This window comes from Enteroscipio rubneri, from assembly GCF_963929405.1.
GTDB lineage: Bacteria > Actinomycetota > Coriobacteriia > Coriobacteriales > Eggerthellaceae > Enteroscipio > Enteroscipio rubneri.
Window position 1 is genome coordinate 1234394 of record NZ_CAWVIN010000003.1, and the last position, 13237, is coordinate 1247630.

Sequence of the window (13237 nt, forward strand, 5' to 3'; positions counted from 1 at the left end):
GATGCGCATGCAGGACGCGGGAGCTGCCAGGGAGCCTCGCAGCAGCGTTTCAGCGCGGGCCTCCCATACGGTTTCCAGCATGAAGCGCGCGGCTGCGCCGGGTATGTCGAAAGGGATGGGAACGACTTCGCCGGAGCGGGTATGCCGTGCGAGCTGCGTTGCTCAGCCGGGCTCGCAAAAGGGCTGTCCGCGAGCGTGCGATTTGCGGTAGCATAAGCGAACAACGTCGAGAGGAGATTACATGGCCACGCTTGAAGCCGGCATGACGCGCGATGAGGCGTTTGCGTTGTTGCAGGAGCATAACAAGGATCCGTTCCATATTGAGCATGCGGAGACGGTGGAGCAGACCATGCGGTACTTCGCGCGCGAGTACGATCCGGACAATGAGGAGTTCTGGGGCATCGTGGGCCTGCTGCACGACCTGGATTGGGAGGAGCACGACGACGAACCCGAGCTGCACACCGTCTATGCGGCCAAGGACATCGAAGCAGCAGGCGGCACGTCCGAGCTTATCCGTGCCATTCAGAGCCACACGTCGGACTTCAACACCGAGCTTCCCAAGCCGGAACTCCAGATGGAGAAGATCCTGTTTGCCACCGAGGAGCTGACGGGCCTCATCGGCGCGGCCATCGTCATGCGCCCGAGCAAGAGCGTCATGGACTTCGAGGTGAAGTCACTCAAGAAGAAGTTCAAGGACAAGCGCTTCGCCGCCGGCGTGAGCCGCGACGTCATCCGTTCCGGAGCCGAGATGCTCGGTTGGGAGCTGGACGAACTGTTCGCCCGTACCATCGAGGCCATGCAGTCCTTCGCTCCCGACAAGGATACGTTCGTCCCAATCGAAGGGTAGGCAAGCCTCTGCGAGCGCTTCCCGCTCTCGATGCCCATGGGCCAAGTGCCCTACGACTCGTCGAGCTCTTTCAGCTTGCGCCGCATAGTGCCGTTCGCTCGGCTCACCCACAGGTAGGCCGCAAGGGCGATGATGGCTACGCCGGCCATGGCGGTGAACAGGCCGTCGTAGCCCCAGAGCGGCTGGATGATGCCGAGCAGAAACGGTCCGGCCCCTACGCCGATGTCGAGCAGCGCGTAGAAGGTCGAGTTTGCCAGACTCAGCCGATCGTCAGGCGCGATGCGCACCGCCAATGCGAGGCCGCTTGCCTGCACGGTTCCCACACCGAAGCCCAGCAACGCGGCGGCGATGAGCATCGCGGCGGGTCGGTAGACGGTCGCAAGCAATGCCATGCCGCATATGAACGCGATGAACGCGGGCACCATGACCACGCGGTCTCCCTTCCGGTCGAACAGCTTGCCTGTGAAGGGGCGGGTGACGAACGTTGCGATGGCGTACACGACGAAAAAGAAGCTCGCAGGAGTCTCCAACCCACGTTCGGCGGCGAAGGGTGTAAGGAACGCGAGCAGGCTCGAATAGCAGAAGAAGAGCAGCGCACAGACGGCACTGATGGGAATAATGCTCCGCTCGAGATAATTGGACAGACGGGGCTGCGGAACACGGAATCCGCCTGCACGTTCGTCGCGCTCCTCCTCAGCGATCTCGCGTGCCTTCTGCTCCACGCTTTCATGCATGGAGCCTGCGGCGGCTTCCATGCGTTCGTCGCGCAGCTCGGGAACCTTCAGCTGCGTTGCGGCAAGCAGACCCAAAGCAGCGGCGATGGCTGCCACCACGAACAGCGTTTCCGCGCCGGCAGTCTGCGTCAGGTACATTCCCAGAAAGGGGCCGACAGCCGCTCCGAGCGTGACGGACAACATATAGTAGCCCACGCCTTCGCCCTTGCGATCGTCGGGCACAAGGGCCGTTACGATGGTGCCGATTGACGTCGAGCAGGCACCGAAGGCGAAGCCGTGCAGGAAGCGCAGCACGAACAGCATGCCGAAGTCCATGCCAGCCAAATACAGCGCCGAGAATGCCACCTCGAGCGCCGCTCCGATCACGAGCATCCGCTTGCGGCCGATACGATCCAGAATGCGTCCGGTTGCGATGCGCGCAACCAGCGTGCCGATGATGAAGATGCTCGCAGCCAGGCCTGCCAACGAAGCCGGTGCGTCGTAGAGGCGCATGGCGTAGTTTGCGACGACCACCATGAGCCCATAGTAGTTCACCATGAGCAGAAAATTCACTCCTGTGCCCAGGACAAAGTCCTTCGTCCAAAGCTTTGTGTGCGAAGAGGCCATATTAGCTGAGCGGCTTCTTGTCCGGCGTGTCCTTTGCGATGAGCACTGCCACCGGAGACCCCTGCACCACGGCGTAGCTCACGCTGCCCAGATATCCTTTAACGCCTCCCTGTCCCCTGCTGCCCATGATAATGAGGTCACAGCCTTCATCCTGGGCGCATTTGAGGATGAGGTCAGCGGGCGAGGTTCCTTTCAGCAGCTTGGCATGCGCGTTGTTCGGCACCTCGTCTGCGGTGCGCTGCAGATCATGCAGGATGCGGTCGGCTTCGTCGAAAAGCGCAGCTTCAGCACCGGTGCCCATGCCATACAGCTTGAGCACATGGACGAGCACAAGTTCGACACGTTCGTCTTGCGCCGCAATGGCGCGCGCGAGGTCAATGGCCTTGGCTGAAGGGGCTGATCCGTCGTAGGCGACCAGTATCTTGGAGCACCACATGAGAGCTGTCACGCCTTTCATCGAGGGGGTGCGCATGAGGAAACCCCTTCATTATACGCTTCCTGTTCTGCTTCAAGATTTCACCACGATGCCTTCATTCTGACGGGTTGCCTTCACCCTGCCTCGTTCGCCCTCCTGGACGCCCCGCGTCCCCGATCCGCGATTCTGTTGGCATTATGCACCGTTTGCATCTCCGAATATAATCATTGACCCGCTCCGCACGCCCGGCTAAAATGGGTACTCGCGCATGCAGCGGACGTGGGCCGTTAGCTCAGTTGGTAGAGCAGGGGACTTTTAATCCCAAGGTCGCGGGTTCGATTCCCTCACGGCCCACCATTTTCTTCTCCCTGCACGTTTCGCGGTTCGATTCCACTGGGCCATCGTCCAACGGCAGGACTCTGGTTTTTGGTACCAGCTATCCAGGTTCGAATCCTGGTGGCCCAGCCATCGTAGTCTCATGCGAGCTTTCGCCGAAATTCGTATGTCGATTGATTGGCCCCGCTATCGCAAACGGGGGGGGGACAACATCCTCTGCAACCTCCTCAATCCCATGTTCTCGCATCGCTGCTTCCGATCTGAGGATACCGCGGTTTCTGAAATCCTCCCTTGACCATGCGCCCAAAACACGTATCATTGATGCAATCGTTTGCAAGACTGCCGCGCGCCGCTAGTTCGAGCGTTGCGGATACGTCGAAGCCGACAAGGCGGCTGCGCAGTGCGCAAATACCTGGCGGTCCCGTTTCTGCGACGAGGACTGCGCGGCACAGACCGCAGGCCTGGCATGCAGGCATGTTCCGAACCAGCAGGTTTGTTGGTATCGTGCGCTCGTATTTTCTCTTGCACATCTTGTCAATAATTTGGTATCATTTGCAGCTGCTGCTTAACGACCATTTGCTTGAAGGAGCACTTTTGACCAAAGAAGATGTCATCGAGCTCGAGGGAACGGTCCTCGAGGCGTTGCCAAACGCTATGTTTAGGGTGGAACTCGAAAACGGGCACAAGATATTGGCCCACATTTCCGGCAAGATGCGCATGCACTACATCAAGATCCTGCCGGGTGACAAAGTGACGGTCGAGCTTTCCGTCTACGATCTCAATCGAGGTCGCATCACCTATCGGTTCAAATAGGGCGGTATCTGCGCGGCGCGTGGATGCGGTGTGCAGATTCTGTGATGAGAAGGACGATCGTCGAAAGGTTTCGACGGGTGTCGGAGCGTAGTGTGTCGGCAGGGGTGCAGGTCGGTCGGGCATGCGGTTGGGCAAACAGTGAGGAAAATCATCGTCTGCGGCTGGACGTGACAGATAGATATAAGAACGCATAACCGAAAGGAAGCAATTATGAAGGTACGCCCTTCGGTCAAGAAAATGTGCGACAAGTGCAAAATCATCCGACGCCATGGCAAGGTGCTCGTCATTTGCGAGAACCCGCGCCATAAGCAGCGTCAGGGCTAGGAAGAAAGAGGAGAATAACCTATGGCACGTCTTGTTGGTGTCGACCTTCCTCGCGACAAGCGCATTGAAGTCGGCTTGACCTACATCTACGGCATTGGCCTGACCACCTCCAAGAAGATTCTCGCCGAGACCGGCGTCGATCCTGACGTCCGCGTCAAGGACCTCACGGAGGATGATCTCACGAAGCTGCGCGACTACATTCAGGCTAACATCAAGGTGGAGGGCGACCTGCACCGCGAGGTTTCGCAGAACGTCAAGCGCCTCATGGAGATCGGTTGCTACCGAGGGCTGCGTCATCGTCGCGGCCTGCCTGTTCGCGGTCAGCGCACGCACACGAACGCGCGCACGCGCAAGGGTCCTCGTAAGCAAATCGGCGGAAAGAAGAAGTGAGGTAGCGAGAAGTGGCAGCTAAGAAAAACGTGCGCACCCGCATCAAGCGCTCCGAGCGCAAGAATATCGCCGTGGGTGCCGCGCACATCAAGTCTACGTTCAACAACACCATCGTGAGCATCACCGATCCTCAGGGCAATGTGATCTCATGGCAGTCCGCTGGCACGGTTGGCTTCAAGGGCTCCCGCAAGTCCACGCCGTTTGCGGCGCAGATGGCCGCCGAGGCCGCTGCGAAGACGGCGATGGAGCACGGCCTGAAGAAGGTCGCCGTGTTCGTCAAGGGCCCGGGTTCGGGCCGCGAGACGGCCATACGCTCGCTTCAGGCCGCTGGTCTGGAAGTCTCCAGCATTCAGGATTGCACACCCATCCCGCACAACGGTTGCCGTCCCCGCAAGCGTCGTCGCGTGTAGTTTGAAAGGATCGATTAACTATGGCAATCAATAGAACTCCGGTTCTAAAGCGCTGCCGTCAGCTTGGCCTGGATCCGGTGGTGCTGGGTTACAGCAGCAGCAAGACCTCCATCCGCGAGCCCAAGCGCCGTCGCAAGGAAAGCGAATACGGCATGCAGCTTCGCGAGAAGCAGAAGGTCAAGTTCATCTACGGGGTGCTCGAGAAGCAGTTCCGCGGATACTACAAGAAGGCCAAGTCCATGCCGGGCGTCACGGGCGAGAACCTTATGCGCATCCTGGAGTCCCGTATCGACAACGTCATCTTCCGCCTCGGGTTCGCCCGCACGCGCAAGGAGGCTCGTCAGATCGTGACCCACGGCCACATTACCGTGAATGGCAAGCGCGTCGACATCCCGTCGTTGCGCGTGAAGGCCGGCGACGTCGTGGCCGTCGCTCCCAAGTCGAAGGACCTGCTGGTCATCAAGAGCGCACTCGTGTCGAATGCGCGCTTCCAGGTGCCGGCATGGCTCGAAGTTGATATCGAGAAGCTGCAGGGCAGCGTGTTGGCTCTCCCGCAACGCGATCAAATCGATCTGGACATTCGCGAACAGCTCATCGTCGAACTCTACTCGAAGTAATCGCGGCGTAGTAAGGAGGCTTATACAGCATGACAGAGTTCATGAGGCCTACAGTAACAACGGAAGAAGTTAACGAGACCGTAGCGCGTTTCATCGTGGAACCGCTGGAGCGCGGCTATGGCTATACGCTGGGAAACTGCATGCGCCGTGTGCTGCTCTCGTCGCTGGACGGCGCGAAAGCGACCGCGATCCAGATCGATGGCGTGCAGCATGAGTTCACGACCGCCGAAGGCGTTATCGAGGATATCACCGATATCGTCCTGAACGTCAAGGGGCTCGTGTTCTCCGCGCTCAACGACGATATCGAAGAGGCTACGGCGCATGTGTCGGCGGAAGGACCCTGCACGGTGACGGGTGCCGATCTCGACATCCCGACCGAATTCACGCTTGTCAACCCGGAGCATGTTATCGCTACGGTTGCCGATGGCGGTCAGCTGGACATGACGATCCGCATCGGAGTGGGCCGCGGCTATGTGTCGGCCGAGCGCAACAAGCGCACCGAGGACCCCATCGGCATCATCCATGTCGACTCGCTGTTCTCGCCGGTGCGCCGTTGCACGCTCAATGTCACGGATACCCGCGTCGGCCAGCGCACGGACTACGACAAGCTGGTGCTGGAAGTGGAGACGGACGGCAGCATCCTGCCTTCCGAGGCCGTGTGCCGCGCTTCTAATATCATCAACCAGTATATGGGCGCCTTCCTGAGCCTGTCCGACGTCATCGACGAAGAAGAGGGCGAGGTTCCCTCCATCTTCGCGCCGGAGGGGCAGGAGTCCAACGCAGAGCTCGATAAGCAGATCGAGGATCTGGACTTGTCGGTGCGCTCGTACAACTGCCTGAAGCGCGCCGGAATCCATTCCGTCCGACAGCTCGTCGAGTTCTCCGAGAACGATCTGCTGAACATCAGGAACTTTGGTGCGAAGTCCATCGAGGAAGTGAAGGACAAACTCATTTCCATGGACCTCAATTTGAAGCTATAGGAGACACGAGATCATGAGACACAACTACAAGGGCCGCAAGCTGGGCACTGACTTCAGCCACACCAAGGCCATGAAGAAGAGCTTGGTGAACGCCCTGTTCCTGAACGACCGCATCAAGACGGTCGAGTCGCGCGCCAAGGAGATCCGTCCTGACGTCGACAAGATCATCACGTGGGCGAAGAAGGGCGACCTGCATTCCCGTCGTCTTGCCATCGCGGCAACCGACGATAAGGAAATCGTGCGCGAGATCTTTGAGAAGGTTGCGCAGGGCATGTTCGCCGATCGCCAGGGCGGCTATACCCGCATTATGAAGCTGGGCAACCGCAAGGGCGACAACGCCCCCATGGTTATCATGGAGCTGGTGACCGAGCCCGTAGCCAAGAAGGCCAAGGATGAGGAGAAGCCTGCTGCCAAGAAGGCAGCGAAGAAGGCCACTCCGAAGAAGGTCGAGGCTGCGGACGAGACGCCGGCTGAGGAGAAGGCTGCCGAGGCCGAGGAGCCGAAGGTCGAAGCCGAGGAAGCTCGGGAGGCAGAGGCTCAGGTTGAGGAGGCCGACAAGGCCGAGGAAGCCGCTGCTGAGGATGCCGAAGCCGCCAAGGCGGAGGAGAAGGACAAGGCCGAATAGTCCGTTCTTCGCTCAGTCTGCAACGATGCATCGAGCGGGCTGCAATAAAAGCCCTAGGTGAAAGAGCCGAAGCCCAGCCGGGTTTCGGCTCTTCTGCTGCGAGGGCTTGCGCGCCCTTTCTTTCGCGCCCATTCCCGTAAGCAGCAGTTGTGCGCATGCAGGTGAGCATATGCGTTCCAGATGGTATGCGCGCCTGTTCCAGCCGTGAGAAGGCGCATGGGAAGATGCGACTCCGTCCAGGTCTTTTCAAGAGGCGATGTGCGAATTTAGTGGCACGTCTCACAATCGTAGATGTCTGCATGGTGGCAGTTCTGGCATGCTTGAGGCGCTCTCTCCAGAACGTCGGTGGATTCATGTGCGGTATGGCAGTCGGTGCAGCCAATCTTCGAGTGCCCTTTGTTCTCCGGCAATGCATGGGGGTTCATCGTTGTTTGGTTGCTGTCGACGAGGGCGATGCTGTCACGTGTCCTATCGGCGAGGTCGGCCGTGTCGTGGCAGCCCGTGCAGGCGTCGTTCTCAACTGCGGTGCGCATGAGCTCTGCGGTGGGCTTGGCATTCCGGATGCCTGTATGGACGGTTGTCAGCTCCGGGGCGTCATCATGGCAGTTCACGCAGTTCGATGGCGCATCGGAAAAATCCGTGCAAGCAGAGGCGGCTGCTGTTTTCGCCTCGAGGGAATGGCACGGTGCGCATTCGAGCTCCGGTTTCCAAGTAAAATCTTCTTGCAGAGAGACCTGTTCGACCGCCACGATCCCGGGCATCAACGCTTTGTCCGCAGATGTTGATTGACAGCCGATTAAAACAGTTGCAACGAGCAGGCAGAATACGAAACCCGCCATGACGGGCGCTTCCGGTTTCCTCCCTGCGTTTCTCCGCATTTCGATTATCCTTGTTTCGCGAAGAGATCCTTGAGGTCCTTCATGGTTCCGGCATTAAATCCCTCGCTGAAGGAACTGGGAACCACGATGAGATTGTTGCCGCCGCCCTCTTTCACGCTTTCGTTCACCATGCTTGCCATACGTATCTGGAGCGCGATCTCATCCTGGCGATAGAGCTCTGCCGCCTCCACGTACAGCTCTGCGATTTGGTTTTCGATCTCCGCGAGGATCACGCGCGCATTGCTTTCCTGTTGAGCCTGCGCCTCCCGCGACATCGCATCCTGCAGGTTCTCGGGAATGAGGATGTTGCGGATTTCGACGGATAGGATCGAGATGCCCCAATCACTCGTTTTCGCGCTCAGCGTTTCCCGCAGTTCGGAATCGAGCTGCGAACGTCGCGTCGAAATATCGGCAAGGTTGATTCTGCCAATGGCATCGCGCAACGCCGTTTGCGCCGACCATGAAACGGCGTTGGGGTAGTTGTCCACTTCGCACCATGCCTTTTGAGGGTTCACTACCATCCAGAAAAGAACGGCATCGATATCGGTTGGCACGAGATCGGCGGTAAGCGCCTCTTCCGCAGAGAACGGCGTTACGATGATACGCTGGTCAACGCGCAGTGCGGCCGATTCAAGGAAAGGGATGGTGAAGAAGATGCCCGGTCCTTTCACTCGATTGAAGCGTCCCAGGCGCAGCACGACTACTTTCTCCCATTGTTGCGTGACGTGCACCGTCAATAAGGCGGTAGCCAGATAAGCGAGGGCGATGAGCACCAACCCGAAGTGCCAGCCGTTATACAACACGAGGCCTAAGGGAAGAGCGGAGACGATGAACGTGAAAATCTCGAAAAGCCAAACGCCCATACGGGAAGAAAGGGGTTTCTTGGAGCGCACGGCGACGGGCAATCTGCTCTTTCGCTTTGCGTTCTTCCTCTTCTTACCCGACACGCTGCGCCCTTTCCCCCATAGGAGCGTTCTTTGAATTCGAGTCGATCGTAATGCAGACGCCCAGGCAATCCGCCACGATTCGCACGACCTCTTCGGCGGTCATGCCCAGCTGGAGAAGCTTGGAGACGTATTCGGACGTTATCATATGCGGCTCGCCCTCGAATGCGATAAAGCGCGAATCGTCGAGGTCGGCGACATGGGATCCCCGACCGGCCTGCACTTCGATAAGCCCGCTGCCTTCCAGCTCGTGATAGACCTTGTTCACGGTGTGGTAGTTGATGTCCAGCTGAACGGCCAGCTCTCGTACGGTCGGAAGCTGATCGCCCGGTTTGTACGTGCCCGATGCGATGAGATATGCGAGGCGTTGCTTCAGCTGCACCCAGATTGGGATATCGCTCTTCTTGTCGATCGAAAAGGAGTCGAACGGGTTCATGGACAACCCTCTCTTTTGCCTGTTGATGATATAGTATTCTATTGCTTGCGAACAATCAACAGCCGCCCCCGGCTGCCATCCTGAGCGAAATCGAAGGATCTTTACAAGAAGCGCATGTACGACACTCGATTGGAGGAGTGGGAGTGGATCGTATGAAGCCGGCGCGTTCGGTCACGCGGCGTTCCGCATTGGCGGCGTGCGTCGCAGCGGCGTCAACAGCAGCGCTTTCCTCCTGCGTCCCCTCCGGCTCGGCCGCTTCCTCCGAGGCTCCCAAGAAGGGGCTTGCCCAATACGGTTTCTGGATGGATTCAAGGGTCTGTGCCGGATGCGCTTCGTGTGTGGCGGCCTGCCGCGAGGCAAACAGCACGCCCGATGACTGCGAAGCGCGCAGAAGGATTATCTCGTACGTTTTTGATCGAGGGGAGTCGAGGTTCGTCTCGGTTTCGTGCATGCATTGCGCACAGCCCGCCTGCGTTGCCGTCTGCCCTGCTGGAGCCATAACCAAGCGCGCAGACGGAATTGTGGAGGTAGATCAGAGCCGGTGCATCGGGTGCAAGTACTGCCATGCGTCTTGCCCTTTCGGGGTGCCGCATTACACGTCGCTCGGCATGGACAAGTGCGACTGCTGCCTCGGTGCCGGTATAAAACCCGGTAAGGATCCATACTGTGTACAGGCTTGTCCGGCGAAAGCGCTGCAGTATGGAAAACTCGAAGACCTGCATCGGCGGGCAGAAGAGGCGGTGGGGAAGGTTGGGCTGCTCGAATCGCCTACCGAGCCTTCGTTCTATCTGACTTGACCTTTCATGAAGGCGTCTGATGGCTGAAACCGGCAAGGATCGCACATGATCGAACTGCAAACGGCATGGGGATGGCAGGTCGCGCTCTACCTCTTTCTCGGGGGGCTGGGTGCGGGAACGTTCATCGCCGCAACCTTGCTGGGATTCGTGCGCCGCAAGCGGCATCGACGGGCGCTTGCGGTTTCTTACTGGATAGCCGTCGCGTGCATCGCGGCGGGGCTGCTTTCGCTACTCTCCGAGGTCGTTCATCCCGGCAGGGCGTTGCTCATGTGGCAGAGCTTCAGCCACCTTGCCTCATGGATGGCGTTGGGCGCGTGGGCGGCGCTTGCGGCTCTGGTCGTTTTTTCTGTCACCGCGTTCCTTACGACGAGGAACACATCGGAATTGCTTTCCGGAGTGTGGGAAGAGCATCCTGGTTTGCGCAAAAGGCTGCGAACAGTTTTTTCGCTGGTCGGCCTCGTCCTCGCGTTTTTCATGGCGTTGTATACGGGGATGCTGCTCAAGGCAGCCCCGGGCATTCCCTTCTGGAATTCCTGGCTTCTGCCGTGTCTGTTCGTTGCAAGTGCGCTGGGAGCAGGCTTGAACGTTGTTGCCTCGCTTGCGGTTCTCACAGGTAGCGCTCGAAAGGTTTCACGCACACGGCGCCGGCTTTTCGCGGGCATCGTTATCGGCGTGGTGGCCGTCGAGAGCGCGCTGCTGTTCTTCTACTTGGCGAATATGCTGCAAGGCGGATCGGGCGCGCAGCCCTCCCAGCAATTCGCCGCTCAGGTTTCGGCCGAGTTGCTCCTGTCCGGCAGCTGCTCTTTGCCGTTCTGGGGGCTTGTGATCGCGGGGGGTCTCGTCGCGCCGCTCATCTTATCGGTATTGAGCCTGTTCCTGAGGGGAAGAGCAGGGTGGAGGATCCTTGCGATTGGCGCCATGCTTACGGTGGTAGGCGATTGCGCCCTTCGTTTTCTTTTCCTTCATGTAGGCATGGGCGCAGACTACATAGGGCAAGCGCTGCTCTTGATATTGTAAAAGCATGTTGACAGGGGAATATTGAGAGTCTATGATGCAGCAATCGGGAAGTTCTATATATATAGAACGATGGATAAATGGGGAGCCCGATGGAATTGCTGCATCGAAAACGGGGAAAGGGGTAAAGATGGACGTTTCAAGAAGGGACCTGTTGAAAGGCGGAGCCGTTTTAGGGGCTGGTCTCGCCGTAAGCGCCGGGTTGGCTACGGGCGCTGCCGTTTTGCCGGGTTGCACTCCTTCATCGACGAAGCCGGGCGAGGCGGATTCGAGCGACGCCGTTTCGACGGGCGGCGCCTCGGGTAATCCGAACGACTATTATCAAACGGGCATAGACTGGTTGGGCGCGCCTCCCGAGATCGACGAAGCCGATGTCGCCGAGACTTTCGACGGAGACATCGTCGTCTGCGGCGGAGGAAACGCAGGAATCCAAGCCGCCTTGGCTGCAACGGAGGGCGGGGCGAAGGTTCACGTGCTCGAATCCTCGTCTGAGAAGTTCCGGAAGGTCAAGGGCAGGGACGTGGGCCACGTCAATTCGCAGTGGCTCATCGATCAGGGCTTCGGCCCCTACGACGAGGGCGAGATCGTTAACGAGTTCATGATGAGGTGTGCGGGCAGGAACAACGCCGAGATTATCAAGCGCTTCGTCTACAACTCGGGCGAGACGTTCGACCATATGATCAGTCTGGTCAACTGGCCGGACGATCGGATCAAACCGGTCAAGCGCTCGGATCCGAACGTCAGCCCTATCGATCCCAGCTCGATGTACGTTCCGCAGGCTGCAGGAGTTCTGGACGGGCCGGTGGAATACCCGGTCATGCAGGGCGGGTTTAAAACGTGGGCATCCACAGCTTCCGTGGTAGGGGAGATCAGCCATGTCATCGGCGATGAGTCCGGCATCGAGTCGAACGACTACTCTCGCCTTGACGAGATCCAGCAGTTCTCCATCCTGAAGAGCCAGGAGCTGGGCGCCGAGTGGCATTACGAGCAGCGTGCGCGCCGCCTCATCACCGACGATTCCGGCGCCGTTGTCGGGGTGTACGCCGAGAACGCGGACGGAACGTACACGCGCTACAACGCGTCGAAGGGCGTCATCCTCTGTGCGGGCGACTTCGGCGGCAACGTCGATATGGCCTGGGCGCTGCTCGCCGAGATATCGGAGTTCGCGGCGCGCGCGGGCAAGGGGCCGGAGGACATCCGCGCCGAGAGCTTCTGCGAGGGCGACGGCCATAAGATGGCCTGCTGGGTTGGCGGCCAGATCGAGCCGCTTCCGAGGCCCATCCTCAACTACCACTGGACGGGCGCTCCTTGGGGCACGGTTCCCTATCTGTGGCTCAATAGTGAGGGGAAGCGCTTCATGAACGAGGCCGCCGTCACCAATGCCTGGGCGAACAGCCTCAGGCAGCCGCTCGGCCCGATCTGCACCATTTCCGACAGCAAGTGGTTCGATGTCTTGAAGAGGGGTGGCATCGAGCTCGGCGCCCCCAATGCCGGCAGGCAAGAGTACATAACGGAGCTTAAGGAAGACGTCGACAACGTGCCGGTGGGAGACCCTAACGGAGGCAGATGCCGCGACAGCGTCGAGTGCGAGCGCCAGCCGCATATCGTGTACAAGGCAGATACCATCGAGGAGCTGTGCGGTTTCATGGGATTTTCCGACGAAGCGGCAAAGGAGGCGGCAGCTTCGGTCGAACGCTACAACGAGCTCTGCAAGCAGGGACACGATGCGGATTTCGACAAAGATGACAAGTTCATGTCTCCCATCGACGAGCCTCCCTACATCGGCTCCTTCTTCGAGAACGAGCGCTGGAGCGGCATAGGCCTCGTGTGCTTCGCCGGTCTGCTCACCGATGGCCATCTGCAGGTCTTGGACGGCGACGGGAAGAAGATTCCAGGACTCTGGGCGGCGGGGAACTGCCTCGGCGGACGCTTCGGCACGGGGTACGTAACCCCGATAGCGGGCAATTCCGTGGGCATGGCGATCACGCACGGCCGTGTTGCGGGGAAGGTTGCCACCGGACAAGAAGTGCGTTAGGACGATCGTCGGCTACCTGCCAGAAAAAGAACAGCG

16 protein-coding genes and 2 tRNA genes are annotated in these 13237 nt (G+C 59.3%); 13 read left to right on the forward strand and 5 right to left on the reverse strand.

Going from position 1 to position 13237, the window contains the following annotated elements; all coding sequences use genetic code 11:
- The first annotated feature begins 241 nt into the window (after nt 1-241).
- Nucleotides 242-847 carry an HD domain-containing protein gene (locus tag ABGT83_RS12075; RefSeq protein WP_103263802.1) on the forward strand — a complete coding sequence of 202 codons (606 nt, stop codon included), beginning with the start codon at nt 242-244 and terminating at the stop codon, nt 845-847.
- A 50-nt stretch (nt 848-897) separates the two neighbouring features.
- Here the strand turns inward: ABGT83_RS12075 and ABGT83_RS12080 are convergent, their stop codons facing one another.
- Together ABGT83_RS12080 and ABGT83_RS12085 are read right to left on the reverse strand one after the other, a co-directional pair.
- Nucleotides 898-2187 (reverse strand): MFS transporter, encoded by a 1290-nt coding sequence (locus ABGT83_RS12080; protein ID WP_346687803.1) that lies wholly within the window; start codon nt 2185-2187, stop codon nt 898-900.
- Between the two features lies 1 nt (nt 2188).
- Nucleotides 2189-2659, reverse strand: a complete 471-nt coding sequence (locus ABGT83_RS12085) for a universal stress protein (RefSeq protein ID WP_239926179.1) — start codon at nt 2657-2659, stop codon at nt 2189-2191.
- Nucleotides 2660-2883: 224 nt separating this feature from the next.
- On the opposite strand from ABGT83_RS12085, the gene ABGT83_RS12090 reads away from it, so the two are divergent.
- From ABGT83_RS12090 to rplQ, 9 genes are all read left to right on the forward strand, one after another.
- Nucleotides 2884-2959: transfer RNA gene (locus ABGT83_RS12090), tRNA-Lys, on the forward strand.
- Between the two features lie 37 nt (nt 2960-2996).
- Nucleotides 2997-3070: transfer RNA gene (locus ABGT83_RS12095), tRNA-Gln, on the forward strand.
- Nucleotides 3071-3532: 462 nt separating this feature from the next.
- The gene (gene infA, locus ABGT83_RS12100; RefSeq protein WP_009306918.1) at nt 3533-3751 is read left to right on the forward strand and encodes a translation initiation factor IF-1; all 219 of its coding nucleotides are present in this window, start codon (nt 3533-3535) and stop codon (nt 3749-3751) included.
- Nucleotides 3752-3961: 210 nt separating this feature from the next.
- Complete coding sequence (rpmJ, locus tag ABGT83_RS12105) at nt 3962-4075, forward strand: 50S ribosomal protein L36 (protein WP_006363204.1); 114 nt, start codon at nt 3962-3964, stop codon at nt 4073-4075.
- Between the two features lie 21 nt (nt 4076-4096).
- On the forward strand, nt 4097-4465 hold the full coding sequence (rpsM, locus tag ABGT83_RS12110) for a 30S ribosomal protein S13 (RefSeq protein ID WP_103263804.1): 369 nt from the start codon (nt 4097-4099) through the stop codon (nt 4463-4465).
- A gap of 11 nt (nt 4466-4476) precedes the next feature.
- Entirely contained in the window at nt 4477-4875 is a 399-nt protein-coding gene (gene rpsK, locus ABGT83_RS12115; RefSeq protein ID WP_013980867.1) for a 30S ribosomal protein S11, read from the forward strand.
- A 20-nt stretch (nt 4876-4895) separates the two neighbouring features.
- The gene (gene rpsD / locus ABGT83_RS12120; protein ID WP_103263805.1) at nt 4896-5492 is read left to right on the forward strand and encodes a 30S ribosomal protein S4; all 597 of its coding nucleotides are present in this window, start codon (nt 4896-4898) and stop codon (nt 5490-5492) included.
- Nucleotides 5493-5521: 29 nt separating this feature from the next.
- The gene (locus ABGT83_RS12125; RefSeq protein WP_103263806.1) at nt 5522-6472 is read left to right on the forward strand and encodes a DNA-directed RNA polymerase subunit alpha; all 951 of its coding nucleotides are present in this window, start codon (nt 5522-5524) and stop codon (nt 6470-6472) included.
- Between the two features lie 13 nt (nt 6473-6485).
- On the forward strand, nt 6486-7097 hold the full coding sequence (gene rplQ / locus ABGT83_RS12130; RefSeq protein WP_346687806.1) for a 50S ribosomal protein L17: 612 nt from the start codon (nt 6486-6488) through the stop codon (nt 7095-7097).
- A gap of 266 nt (nt 7098-7363) precedes the next feature.
- On the opposite strand, the gene ABGT83_RS12135 is transcribed toward rplQ, so the two are convergent.
- The 3 genes from ABGT83_RS12135 to ABGT83_RS12145 all read right to left on the reverse strand — a co-directional run bounded on the left by ABGT83_RS12135 (nt 7364) and on the right by ABGT83_RS12145 (nt 9355).
- Nucleotides 7364-7708 (reverse strand): cytochrome c3 family protein, encoded by a 345-nt coding sequence (locus ABGT83_RS12135; RefSeq protein WP_346687808.1) that lies wholly within the window; start codon nt 7706-7708, stop codon nt 7364-7366.
- Nucleotides 7709-7980: 272 nt separating this feature from the next.
- Nucleotides 7981-8880, reverse strand: coding sequence for a slipin family protein (locus ABGT83_RS12140; RefSeq protein ID WP_346687809.1), 900 nt, complete (start codon nt 8878-8880; stop codon nt 7981-7983).
- Between the two features lie 31 nt (nt 8881-8911).
- Nucleotides 8912-9355 (reverse strand): GntR family transcriptional regulator, encoded by a 444-nt coding sequence (locus tag ABGT83_RS12145; RefSeq protein ID WP_103263810.1) that lies wholly within the window; start codon nt 9353-9355, stop codon nt 8912-8914.
- Nucleotides 9356-9657: 302 nt separating this feature from the next.
- On the opposite strand from ABGT83_RS12145, the gene ABGT83_RS12150 reads away from it, so the two are divergent.
- The 3 genes from ABGT83_RS12150 (at nt 9658) to ABGT83_RS12160 (ending at nt 13201) form a co-directional block, all read left to right on the forward strand.
- Nucleotides 9658-10152 (forward strand): 4Fe-4S dicluster domain-containing protein, encoded by a 495-nt coding sequence (locus tag ABGT83_RS12150; protein WP_346688037.1) that lies wholly within the window; start codon nt 9658-9660, stop codon nt 10150-10152.
- A gap of 45 nt (nt 10153-10197) precedes the next feature.
- The gene (gene nrfD / locus ABGT83_RS12155) at nt 10198-11169 is read left to right on the forward strand and encodes an NrfD/PsrC family molybdoenzyme membrane anchor subunit (RefSeq protein WP_346687811.1); all 972 of its coding nucleotides are present in this window, start codon (nt 10198-10200) and stop codon (nt 11167-11169) included.
- 127 nt (nt 11170-11296) lie between these two features.
- The gene (locus ABGT83_RS12160) at nt 11297-13201 is read left to right on the forward strand and encodes an FAD-binding protein (protein ID WP_103263813.1); all 1905 of its coding nucleotides are present in this window, start codon (nt 11297-11299) and stop codon (nt 13199-13201) included.
- Nucleotides 13202-13237 lie beyond the last annotated feature (36 nt).